At 39.8% G+C, this 11,213-nt stretch carries 11 protein-coding genes; 1 reads left to right on the plus strand and 10 read right to left on the minus strand.

Annotated elements, in window-relative coordinates; all coding sequences use genetic code 11:
- Positions 1-17 precede the first annotated feature (17 nt).
- The 8 genes from BFL01S_RS16520 to mce form a co-directional block, all read right to left on the minus strand.
- Positions 18-230, minus strand: a complete 213-nt coding sequence (locus tag BFL01S_RS16520; RefSeq protein ID WP_025909784.1) for a hypothetical protein — start codon at positions 228-230, stop codon at positions 18-20.
- 9 nt (positions 231-239) lie between these two features.
- Positions 240-1,718: an NCS1 family transporter gene (locus tag BFL01S_RS16525; RefSeq protein ID WP_025909783.1), complete on the minus strand. Its 1,479-nt coding sequence runs from the start codon at positions 1,716-1,718 to the stop codon at positions 240-242.
- 116 nt (positions 1,719-1,834) lie between these two features.
- Positions 1,835-3,250: a dihydropyrimidinase gene (hydA, locus tag BFL01S_RS16530; RefSeq protein ID WP_061786354.1), complete on the minus strand. Its 1,416-nt coding sequence runs from the start codon at positions 3,248-3,250 to the stop codon at positions 1,835-1,837.
- 26 nt (positions 3,251-3,276) lie between these two features.
- A complete protein-coding gene (gene preA / locus BFL01S_RS16535; RefSeq protein ID WP_025909781.1) occupies positions 3,277-4,557 on the minus strand; it encodes an NAD-dependent dihydropyrimidine dehydrogenase subunit PreA in 1,281 nt (426 codons plus the stop codon).
- Between the two features lie 22 nt (positions 4,558-4,579).
- Positions 4,580-5,947, minus strand: a complete 1,368-nt coding sequence (locus tag BFL01S_RS16540) for an NAD(P)-dependent oxidoreductase (protein WP_061786355.1) — start codon at positions 5,945-5,947, stop codon at positions 4,580-4,582.
- Positions 5,948-6,190: 243 nt separating this feature from the next.
- Positions 6,191-7,309 carry a tripeptidase T gene (locus BFL01S_RS16545; protein ID WP_025909779.1) on the minus strand — a complete coding sequence of 373 codons (1,119 nt, stop codon included), beginning with the start codon at positions 7,307-7,309 and terminating at the stop codon, positions 6,191-6,193.
- Between the two features lie 25 nt (positions 7,310-7,334).
- Complete coding sequence (locus tag BFL01S_RS16550; RefSeq protein WP_061786356.1) at positions 7,335-8,885, minus strand: acyl-CoA carboxylase subunit beta; 1,551 nt, start codon at positions 8,883-8,885, stop codon at positions 7,335-7,337.
- A gap of 3 nt (positions 8,886-8,888) precedes the next feature.
- Positions 8,889-9,302 (minus strand): methylmalonyl-CoA epimerase, encoded by a 414-nt coding sequence (gene mce / locus BFL01S_RS16555; protein ID WP_025909777.1) that lies wholly within the window; start codon positions 9,300-9,302, stop codon positions 8,889-8,891.
- 155 nt (positions 9,303-9,457) lie between these two features.
- Between mce and prli42 the strand changes: the two genes are divergently transcribed.
- Complete coding sequence (gene prli42, locus BFL01S_RS21305; protein ID WP_152545186.1) at positions 9,458-9,553, plus strand: stressosome-associated protein Prli42; 96 nt, start codon at positions 9,458-9,460, stop codon at positions 9,551-9,553.
- 29 nt (positions 9,554-9,582) lie between these two features.
- On the opposite strand, the gene BFL01S_RS16560 is transcribed toward prli42, so the two are convergent.
- Positions 9,583-10,089 carry a L,D-transpeptidase gene (locus tag BFL01S_RS16560; RefSeq protein WP_025909776.1) on the minus strand — a complete coding sequence of 169 codons (507 nt, stop codon included), beginning with the start codon at positions 10,087-10,089 and terminating at the stop codon, positions 9,583-9,585.
- A 63-nt stretch (positions 10,090-10,152) separates the two neighbouring features.
- On the minus strand, positions 10,153-11,103 hold the full coding sequence (locus BFL01S_RS16565) for an aromatic acid exporter family protein (RefSeq protein WP_025909775.1): 951 nt from the start codon (positions 11,101-11,103) through the stop codon (positions 10,153-10,155).
- Positions 11,104-11,213: the final 110 nt, after the last annotated feature.

Here is an 11,213-nt window from a genome sequence, read left to right on the forward strand (position 1 = left end):
TGTCTCAGTCTCTTATTTTATAACTGCTGAATTAATATTCCTGAAAAGTACTTTCTAGCATCCGCTGTTAAGATATGAAGCTTTTCTTTTTCAACCTTCCCTTGCTTTATGCGTTCAAACTCTAGAAATGCACCGCTCAGATTTTCTGTTACGCTTTTAATAATGAAACCTTTTTCAATAAGAAAATCAATTTTTTCACGTTCTGCAACAAAATGCTGATAGTCTGACATACCTTCACCTCAATCTGTTGAAATAGTTTGGCTGGATGCGACAGGTTGAATTACTTTCTCATCAATTGAGATCACCCAATCACGGCCAACTGTAATGCCTAGATACTTTTCATCACTTGGTGTCTCAATCTCAGCTTGTTTATAACGCTTAAACCACCAATATTTAGCTAAGACATAATAACAGATAGCGCCTACTACAAATCCAACAACAAAAGAATAAGTTGATAGAAAGTAAGCACTTGTTCCACCTATAGTCCATGCAAGTAAACCAGCTATATTAAAGCCATAAAAGTAGCGATACTGCCCATTCTCTTCATATAGCTCTGTCACGTTTACTCTACGCTTTCGTAATAAGTAGTAATCGGCAAACAAGATACCAACAATGGCCGATAAAATTCCACCGACAATTAACAATGCAGGGACAATAATACCAAACAAACTCCATGGTTGAACAATCGTCCCCACAATACCAGCGATGAATACCCCAACCCCAAATGGCACTTTAGGTCCACCAACATTTGAAAAAATCGTTGCAGCTGGAATCAAATTCGCTGAGATATTTGTTGACCACTGGGCAAATACAACCATTAAAAGTAATACTCCAAGCGCGAAGCCAGACGCAGCTTCTTGAAGCGCTACTACTGGATCATAGTTTTTCACGGCAATATAAGAGACACCACCAATGATAACCATAAATGTTTGAGTTAGCGGCAATGCCACTACGCTTCCTACAAGAGCTCCTTTATTGCGTTTTACCCAGCTTCGCTCATGTGTAGGTGCTTTAATAAACCTTGAGATAGACGGAATATCTGCTGCAAGCGTTGCCCAAAACCCCATGTTACTCATAATGACTACGATAAATGCTGTAACAGCTGCCCCTCCTGTCACCGGACTTTCAATCCACCCCCATACCTCTCTACCTTGAGAAAGAGCTTGGTCCGACAGAGTCGTATACATCCAGGCTGAAATAATGATGATAACTGGGGCTGCTAGGTCCGTAAAGCGTTCAACTGCTTTAATTCCAAGCGCTGTATTAATAAGCTGTAATAATGCAAAGAGAAAAAAGCATATGAGCCAGTTATTAAACCCTGCTAGAGCATTTAAAATCCCATTCATTGCCGTAGCACCAAAGTACGTATTGATTCCAAACCAACAAGACGCTGCAAGCCCTCGCATAACGGATGGAATATGAGTGCCAATTGTTCCAAATGGAGCTCTCATATAGACTGGAAATGATAAACCATGTTCAATCCCAATATCGGCAATAATGGTCACAAATAAACCAATCGCAATTGATCCAATCACGGTTGCTACTACAACCCAGCCGAGAGATAAGCTTTGCACACCGGACCCTCCGATTGCAAATGCGGCTAATACAACCGCCATACTAACCCACATTAATGAAAAACCAAGCGTTCCAATTTTACGGTTTTGATGCGCAACAGGTAATAAATCCGGTGATTTTAAATAGCTTCCTGATTTTTTCATTTCTTGCACCCCTCATACTATTTAGTAAACGCGTTACATTCATCATGAAGGCTGTTTTCTCTCTATTTATATACATAGGGGTTGCGCTATGCTATAAGCACAGCGCAGTAGCATAATTACAGTTTTACTGGGGATTGCTGAGCTTCATTACGCTCATTAAATTTTGACCGCTTAATATACTCACCATAACCACTCTTACCAACAAATTGCTTTTCTTTAATCACAAATTCTCCTCTACACAATACTGAAACCGGCTCACCCGTAATTTCCATTCCTTCAAACGCACTATAATCAACAGCCATGTGATGTGTTTCAGCAGAAATTTTACGCTTGACAGTCGGGTCAAAAATTAATAGGTCCGCATCGCTTCCTACAGCGATTGTGCCTTTTTTCGGATATAATCCAAATAGCTTAGCAGTGCGAGTAGATGTTACGTCTACAAATTGATTAAGCGTAATCTTCCCTTTCTGTACACCTTCTGAAAATAAGATGCTCATACGGTCTTCAATAATAGGACCGCCATTTGGAATCTTTGTAAAATCATTCTTACCTAAATCTTTTTGCCCATTAAAATCAAATGAACATTGATCAGACCCAATCGTTTGTAAATCTCCATTTTTTAATGCGTTCCATAACACTTCTTGGTTCCACTTTTCACGAAGAGGTGGTGACCAGACGTATTTAGCTCCTTCAAAATTAGGTTTTTCTAAGTAGGATTCATCTAATACTAAATATTGCGGACATGTTTCACCCCAAATATTCACGCCTCGATTTCGAGCCTGAGCAATTTGATTCACCGCTTCAGCACAAGATACATGCACTACATATAGCTGTGAATCAGCAAGACCTGTAAAACAAGCTGCTCTACCTGTTGCCTCACCTTCAATCTCTGGAGGTCTTGTACGCGCATGGTAAATTGGATCTGTACTTCCTGCTTCTAACGCTTTCTTCGTTAAATAGTCAATCACGTCTCCGTTTTCAGCATGTACCATAACTAATGCTCCAAGCTCTTTTGCTTGAATAAGCGTTTGATAAAGGGTCGCATCGTCCGCTTGAAATACATCTTTATACGCCATGAATACTTTGAACGACGTAATCCCTTCATCTTCAATAATAGTAGGAAGTTGTTCTAATACCTGATCGTTCATCTCTCCAATCATCAGGTGGAAGCTATAGTCAATAGCTGCTTTCCCTTCTGATTTTGCATGCCAAGTATTAATGGCATTTTGCAACGGTTTCCCTTTATCTGTTAAGCAAAAATCAATGATAGTTGTGGTACCTCCAAACGCCGCTGCAATGGTCCCCGTTTCAAAATCATCTTTTGTGACCGTCCCTCCAAATGGCATGTCTAAATGAGTATGTGGATCAATTCCTCCAGGGAAAATATAAGCTCCATTTGCGTCAACAATTTCACAACTAGACTCATCTAGTCCCTTTCCAATTGCTGCGATTTTCCCATCTTCAATTAAAATGTCTCCGCTGTACGTATCTGCTGCTGTAACGATTACTCCATTTTTCACTAATTTTTTCATAATTTGATCCCCCCTATTGTGTTTGGTTATACGTCCAGTTTTTGTGCAGATGTCATCGCAAGTGCCGCTTGTCTTTCATTCCACGTCATAGGCGGCTGCTCACTCGCTACCTCCACCATAGAGATTGCTCCATCAACAGGACAGACAATCGAGCAGAGATTACAGCCCACACAATCTTCTTCTCTTACTTGCAAATACGGTTTACCTGAAGAGTCTTTCAACATATCAATACATTGATGGGACGTGTCTTCACATGAAATATGACACTTGTTACAATTAATACATGTATTGGGGTCAATTCGAGCCACAACTTTATAATTTAAATCAAGATTTCCCCAATCAGAGTATTTCGGAACAGCTTTTCCAACAAGATCGCTCACTTTTGCAATTCCTCGCTCATCAAGGTAGTTGTTTAGTCCATCAAGCATGTCTTCTACAATTCTAAAACCATGATGCATAGCAGCCGTGCACACTTGAACCCCAGTTGCTCCCATAAGCATAAATTCCACTGCTTCCTGCCAATTCGATACGCCTCCCATACCTGAAATCGGTACATTAATATGAGGGCTTCTTGCACATTCAGCCACCATATTTAAGGCGATAGGCTTAACGGCTGGACCACAGTAGCCTCCATGTGCACCTTTACCAGCCACGTGGGGAATTGTGTTCCATGAATTGATATCCACTCCGGCTAAGCTATTGATAGTGTTAATCATACTCACTGCGTCCGCTCCGCCTCTTACAGCGGCTTCTGCTGTAACTGTGATGTCCGTAATATTTGGAGTCAACTTAACAATAACAGGCGTTTTCGCTACTTCTTTAGCCCAGTACGTTTGCTTTTCAACAAGGTCAGGCACCTGCCCTGAAGCTGCTCCCATTCCTCGCTCGGCCATGCCGTGAGGACAGCCGAAATTTAGCTCTAAACCGTCAACGCCTACATCTTCTACACGTTTTACAATTTCATGCCATTTCTCCTGTTTTGGTTCAACCATTAAAGAAGCAATGATAGCATGGTCAGGAAATTTCTTTTTGGTCTCATAGATTTCTTTTAAATTAACCTCAAGCGGCCGATCCGTAATAAGCTCAATATTATTAAAACCCGCTACGCGCTGGCCGTTAAAGCTCACCGCTGCAAACCGTGAAGATACATTTAAAATTGGATCTCCAAGCGTTTTCCAAACTGCTCCGCCCCATCCTGCTTCAAAGGCACGCTGTACTTGATACCCCGAGTTTGTAGGCGGCGCTGATGCTAGCCAAAATGGATTGGGTGATTTAATACCTGCTAAGTTTATGCGTAAATCTGCCATGCTTGTTCCCCCTCTCGTTTGTTTAAGCCGTTTCAATTGCTTCTTTCTTTAACTGAGCATGAATGCCATATGCCGTTTGCTTCCCTTGCTGTGCAGCGGTCACAACCATGGCTTCACCTTGCCCTTTTCCAAATACAACGTCACCACAAGCAAAGACTTTAGGGTTTGAGGTTTGGAATGTATCTTGATCAATTAGTACGACTCCACCATCTTGCTTTAATTCAAACTGATTAATTAAAGATAAGTAACGCTCTTGCCCAATTGCTTTAATAACAGCATCCACTTTAATTAAGAACTCTGACCCTTCTATTGGTACAGGCTTTTTACGTCCATCACCTTCTGATTCTTTTAGTTCCATTTTGATACATTCAATACCTGTTACTTCATTTTTGTCATTTCCAACAATTCTCACAGGTGCTGTTAACCATCGAAACTCTACACCGTCTTGCTTGGCAAATTCATATTCAAAATCATAGGCTGTCATTTCAGCACTCGTTCTACGGTATAGAATTTTTACATTTTTTGCCCCTAATCGTATGGAACATGTTGCTCCATCAATCGCTGTATTTCCTGCACCAACAACCGCTACTTTTTTCCCCACAAACTCTGTAGTCAACGCTTCTGATTTTGTTTGCTTCACAAAGTCAATTGCATCATAAACTCCCTTTAGGTGTTCTCCTTCAATACCTAAATTTGGAACTTTGCTCATTCCAATAGCAAGAACGACTGCATCGTAGTTCTCTAAAAGTTCACTCGGCATCACGTCTTCACCAACACGCGTGTTTGTTTTAATTTCAACGTCTAGGGCTTTTACCTGCTGTACCTCCCAAAAAGAAATAGCTTGAGGGAGTCGAAACGATACAATTCCATAGGTATTTAACCCTCCTGCTTCTTTTTCTGCTTCAAAGATTGTCACAGCATATCCAAACCGAGCTAGCTCTCTGGCAGCTGAAAGCCCAGCGGGTCCTCCGCCTACAATAGCAACCCGCTTTCCGTTTGGCTTGCCTTTTGTAAATAACACCTGTTCATTTTGAATAGCCCAGTCAGTAGCATAACGCTGAAGATCACCAATCATAATAGGTTTAGTCGAATGATTTAATACACATGCCCCTTCACAAAGCTCTTCTGTTGGACAAACCCTCGCACAGCTCGCTCCAACAGGATTCGATGTCATAATCGTTTGAGCGGACCCCTTTAAGTTTCCAGATGCAATTTTTTTAATAAACGTTGGTATATCAATGCCCGTTGGACAAGCTTGAATACAAGGAGCATCGTAACAGTACAAACATCGATTAGCTTCTTCAATAGCTTCTTGATTTGGCAAGCCTTTTTCAACTTCACTAAAGTTCTCTACAATTGCTTGAAGCATCGGCTGAGCTGAAGATTTCATAAATCCATCCCCCTTCTAAATTGCTTTATATCGATTATATTTGAAAGCGCTTACATATTTTTTTATTAACTTTCCCCCGATTGGTTTCACTCCTTTGTGTTGAGGTTTTAAGCTTATAATCCATTTTACTGAAGAAACGTGCTGTTTACATTATACAAAGTGTCAAAAAATTCAAACTTTATATTAGCCGATATGTAAAAAGCTTGAGCGACAAGACCCAAGCTTTTTACAATGTGATTATTATCATTTTGCTACTTCTTTGATAATCGATACAACCAGCTCTGATGTTTTTACAAGTTCTTCAACTGGAATTTTTTCACTTGTGGTATGAATATCTTCATAGCCTACAGCTAAGTTTACAGTTGGAATATCAAAACCTGCAATGACGTTTGCATCGCTGCCACCGCCGCTTTGTAGCAAGCGTGAAGGACGACCGATATTGGCAACCGCTTTTTTTGCTACTTCTACAACATGGTCTCCATCGCTAAATTTAAAGCCAGGATACATCACTTTAATATCTACTTCAGCTCTTCCTCCCATGTCACTTGCTGCAGATTCAAATGCTTCCTTCATTTTTGCCACTTGCGCTTCCATTTTTTCAGGAACCAATGAACGAGCTTCTGCTAAGATCGATACGTAGTCGCACACAATATTCGTTTGCGTTCCACCTTCAAAGCGACCAATATTCGCCGTTGTTTCTTCATCAATACGCCCTAGAGGCATACGTGAAATCGCTTTTGAGGCAATGGTAATCGCCGATACTCCACGCTCAGGTGCTACACCAGCGTGAGCTGTTTTTCCATAAATATCTGCTTTGACTTTTGCTTGCGTTGGAGCAGCAACAATAATATCGCCCACTTTTCCATCGCTATCAAGCGCATAGCCAAATTTTGCCGTTACAAGCTTTGGATCTAATGCTTTCGCTCCAACTAATCCAGATTCCTCTCCAACTGTGATGACAAACTCAATGGTACCGTGCTCAACATTTTGCTCTTTTAGCACTTGAATAGCTTCTAGCATCGCTGCCAATCCAGCCTTATCATCAGCTCCTAGAATCGTTGTTCCATCGCTTTTAATATAACCGTCTTCAATAGATGGTTTAATGCCTTTTCCAGGAACAACCGTATCCATATGAGAAGTAAAATAAATGGTATCTACTCCTTCTTTTGTTCCTGGAAGAGTACAAATTAAATTACCTGCACCATGTCCAGTTTCAGCTGTTGTATCATCTTCAACAACTTTTACTCCTAAAGCCGTGAATTTTTCCGTTAATACTTTTGCAATCTCGGCTTCATACTTTGTTTCTGAATCAACTTGTATAAGTTCTAAAAATAGATCAACTAGACGTCGCTCATTAACCATAATATGTAATCCCTCCAAAATTAACCTACAATGGTATGTTACCATGTTTTCGCTGTGGACGCTCTTCCTTTTTATTGTGCAACATTTCGAGTGCTTGTATTAATTTTATTCTTGTATCTCTTGGATCAATCACATCATCTACCATCCCCGCCCTCGCCGCAACGTATGGATTAGCAAACTTATCGCGATACTGCTCAATTTTTTCAGCTCGAACTTCTTCGGGAGCATCACTACTTTGGATTTCGTTCGCAAAAATAATATTGGCAGCTCCTTGAGGACCCATAACGGCAATTTCAGCGTTTGGCCAAGCATATACCATATCTGCACCAATTGATTTACTATTTAGCGCAACATAAGCTCCACCATAGGCTTTTCGTAAAATCACCGTAATTTTCGGAACAGTTGCCTCAGAATAGGCATATAAAATTTTAGCACCGTGACGAATGATACCGCCATGTTCTTGCTTAATACCAGGAAAGAATCCTGTTACATCTTCAAACGTAATGAGTGGAATATGAAAAGAGTCACAAAACCTTATAAAACGTGCAGCTTTGTCTGAGGAGTTAATATCTAAGCTGCCAGCCATAAACTTTGGTTGATTACAAACCAGCCCGACCACGTTTCCATTCAAGCGAGCTAAGCCGACTACAATGTTTTTAGCAAAATCTTTTTGTACTTCTAAAAATGTTCCTTCGTCTACGACGTGGTCAATAACATGGCGAACATCATATGGTCTGACAGCATCAAAAGGCACAACATCCAATAATTCTGGGCGGTCATTGCTTTGATCATTATAAGGGACACTCGGTGGCTTTTCAGCATTAGATAAAGGCAAGTAGCTTAGTAAGAGGCGAACCTGCTCAAGCACTTCTTCTTCTGAACTTGCGCTAAAATGAGCATTTCCACTAATTTCATTATGAACAGCAGCTCCACCCAAATTTTCTGCTGTGATTGTTTCACCCGTTACTGTCTCAATCACTTTCGGTCCTGTAATAAACATTTGGCTCGTCTTTTCCACCATAAATACAAAATCAGTGATGGCTGGTGAGTATACTGCACCACCTGCACATGGTCCCATAATCACGGAGATTTGAGGGATGACTCCTGAATAAATGGCGTTTCGATAAAAAATTTGACCGTATCCGTCTAACGACATCACGCCTTCTTGAATTCGCGCTCCACCCGAGTCATTTAATCCAATAAAAGGAACACCAGTTTTCGCTGCTAGGTCCATTACATTGACGATTTTTTTGGCATGCATTTCTCCAAGCGCACCGCCAAACACCGTGAAATCTTGAGAAAACAAATAAATGCCTCGTCCATTCACTTTACCGTACCCAGTGACAACACCGTCTCCAGGACCTGCTTGTGTATTCATATTAAAGTCCAGACAGCGGTGTTCTATAAAAGGCTGAACTTCAACAAATGTTCCTTCATCAACCAATAAGTCAATGCGTTCTCTAGCCGTTAGTTTTCCTTTGAAATGTTGCTTTTCAATTTTTTGATCTCCGCCCCCTTGTTCAATTTTGCGGCGCTTGTCGTATAGCTCATTTAGTTTTTCATAAATATCAACCATGTGCTATTCCTCCTCTGTTGGTTTCTTTTCACAAAGTTCATACAAAACCCCTGCGGTGGACGACGGGTGTAAAAAAGCAATGGAAGCACCACCAGCTCCTAATCTTGGCTCATGATCAATCATTTTAATTCCACGTTCTTTCAGCTCTTGAATGCGATCTTCAATGCTTCCAACACCAAAGGCAATGTGGTGTATACCCTCTCCACGTTTTTGAAGAAATTTAGCGACTGGACTGCTATTATTTAAAGGTTCAAGAAGTTCGATTTTCGAATCACCGCATTGAAAAAAAGCTACCTTTACACCTTGATTTTCTACTTTTTCTATCCCTAAACATAGTAAGCCAAGCTGCCTCTCATAAAATGCTTTGATGTTATCAATAGAGTGAACAGCGATGCCAATATGATCAATTTTATTCATATTCCCACCCCCTAAAAAAGCGTTTTCATTTAGACATATTCTTGAATGAATCTTCATTCTCCTTCTTAAAACGAAAGCGAATAAAGAAGTTGCTTGTCCCATTTCCCTGCTACATGTAAAATAGAAAAAAAGGTTGTGAGAGGAGCTACTCTTTTATGTCGAATAAAAAATGGCAAAAAATTGTGGTCTATTTAATGCTGGGAACGATGATAATCACAACTGTTCTTGCTGGCATTACAATGTGGCTATAATAAAAGGTAGGTGATGAATCACCTACCTTTTATTGCACTACTATTCCTTTTTCCTTCGCTAGATCTTCAAAGGATTTTCCACTGGTCACAATCCATACTTTTGTTCCAAGAGGAACCTTTTCATAAAGCTCAACAACGCGTTCATTTCGAAGCCTTATGCACCCATTAGAAACATACTTGCCGATAGAGTTTGGCTGGTTTGTACCATGAATTCCATAAATTCGCCCATCTGTGTCTTTTGCATCAAATCCAATCCACCTCAACCCAAGTGGATTAGTAGGGTCTCCCCCTTCTATCTTATCTTTTCGATAATAAGGGTTTGCTGCTTTAACTGTGATAGTGAACTCGCCTTCTGGTGTTAAATCTTTTGTTCTTCCCGAACCCACTTTAATAACATTCTCTACCTTGCCGTGTTCAATATATGCTAATTCATTTGTCTGTTTATTTACAATAATAAAAGGGTCAGCTGGTAAAGGATTTGCTCCCAGCGGCCAAATTGGTGATACAAGTACTAAAATAAGAAACATGACGTGCATACAATTCAACCCCTTACGCTTTTTCTTATTGTTCGTAAGGGGTTGCTACAACATGCATATTGTTTACGTAATTTTTAAGCTTTGTTTAATAATTAAATATTGCTCTATTTCCTTTACAAAGTGTAACAGGTCTGCTCGTGCTTCGAATTCTTCACGAGACTTAGGTAGCTCCATGCATTGAAAAGATTCCTTGAGCTGCTCCAGCTTTAATAAAAAAAGCTTTGCTGTGTTACCCGGATGAATAGAAAAGCTTAATTCTTCAATAAAATCAGCAATCATATATCTTTGTTCAACCACAAGGTCAATTGATGTAAGAAGAGGAAGAGTACGTTCTAGAATTTCTAATTGTTTTTCACGAATTTTAAAGTATCGATAATAATAATTTTCTGAACGTACAAAATGGTTTTCAACATCACGGAAAGCTAGACTTTTAGCTTTTTCTAAGAGCACTGCTGTATCGGCAATTTCTTTGCCAGACCAAGTGCTTTCGTTTCTTCTTAAATAAAGCGCCATTTCTTTAAGAATGATATGAAAATTCTCTTCAATGTCCTGCTGATACTGACGAAGCTCTTTGTCTAAGCTTGGCATGTATAAATTCACAAGAAGCGCTACGCCAATACCAACCACAATGAGCCCTAATTCATTGAAAACAATTTGCCACGTCATATTTTCAAGAGAGTAAATGTGCAGTAAAATAACTGAACTTGTTACAATTCCTCCGTTGACCTTTAAAATAACGGTTAACGGAATAAAAAATAGCAGCATCAATCCGATGACCGCTGGATGATAAGCAATTCCTTCAAAGAAAATAAATGAAAATAAAATTGAAATCGAACAAGCTACAAAGCGATCAAACGCACTTTGCAACGATTTTTTCTGTGAATTTTGTATACATAAGATTGTAATAATTCCTGCTGATGGGAAAAACTCAAGGCCGATGAGCTGTGCAATGCTAATTGCGAGTGCAGTACCTACGGCTGTTTTAAAGGTTCGATAACCAATTTTATACTTCATATCGTCAAAGCTCCTAAACAGTTCCTTTTTTATAAGTTATTCATAACACTATTATTTATTAACATGTTTCATTCAATTACGCAATGCTTCTCGCTATTTATAAATTAAAA

This window comes from Priestia flexa NBRC 15715 (genome assembly GCF_001591565.1).
Lineage (GTDB): Bacteria > Bacillota > Bacilli > Bacillales > Bacillaceae_H > Priestia > Priestia flexa.